The sequence below is a fragment of the Streptomyces sp. NRRL WC-3605 genome, from assembly GCF_001509795.1.
GTDB lineage: Bacteria > Actinomycetota > Actinomycetes > Streptomycetales > Streptomycetaceae > Streptomyces > Streptomyces viridochromogenes.
This window is the reverse complement of the sequence record NZ_LLZN01000009.1, coordinates 1-313: the sequence shown is the minus strand read 5'-3', so window position 1 is coordinate 313 and position 313 is coordinate 1. Positions and strand designations below refer to the sequence as shown.

Sequence of the window (313 nt, the reverse complement as noted above, 5' to 3'; positions counted from 1 at the left end):
GGCGGGGGATGCTGCGGGTGCTGTCACGGCGTTGGAAGAACTGCTGGCCGACCGGCAGCGGGTGCTGGGCCCAGAACACCCAGACACGCTCAGCACCCGGTTCAATCTCGCCCGCTGGAGGGGTGAGGCGGCGGGGGCCCCGGTGGGTGTCGCGGCGTTTGAAGAATTTCCGGGCGACGAGGAGGGGGGGCTGGGCCCACAACACCCAGACACCCTCACTACCCGGGGGCACATCGCCGACTGGCGGAGGAAGGCCGGCAGCGTGTAAACGCGGCACACTGGATCAGTGTCGGATGATGCAAGTTTTTATCCG

At 67.4% G+C, this 313-nt stretch carries 1 pseudogene; it reads left to right on the top strand.

Going from position 1 to position 313, the window contains the following annotated elements:
• Positions 1-268: pseudogene (locus ADL34_RS36525) on the top strand (tetratricopeptide repeat protein); the annotation flags it as partial.
• Positions 269-313 lie beyond the last annotated feature (45 nt).